1 pseudogene is annotated in these 263 nt (G+C 62.7%); it reads left to right on the top strand.

Going from position 1 to position 263, the window contains the following annotated elements:
• Positions 1-263 (top strand): annotated as a pseudogene (locus SB822_RS58130) (protocatechuate 3,4-dioxygenase); the annotation flags it as partial.

Here is a 263-nt window from a genome sequence, read left to right on the forward strand (position 1 = left end):
TCGGACAGGCACTGCGCCGCGCGATCGAATCGTATGAAGCGGACCTTGATGTCGTGGTGGTCGGCACGGGCGGTCTCTCGCATCAGGTGCACGGCGAGCGCAGCGGCTTTAACAACACCGAATGGGACATGGAGTTTCTGGACCTGATCGTTCACGAGCCAGAGCGTCTTGCCGCGATGAAGCATGTCGACTATGTGCGCCTGGGCGGCGCGGAAAGCGTCGAAACGATCATGTGGCTCGCGATGCGCGGCGCGCTCGGGACT

Origin of the sequence: Paraburkholderia sp. SIMBA_054 (assembly GCF_046534875.1) — a bacterium.
In the GTDB taxonomy this organism is placed as follows: Bacteria; Pseudomonadota; Gammaproteobacteria; order Burkholderiales; family Burkholderiaceae; genus Paraburkholderia; species Paraburkholderia hospita.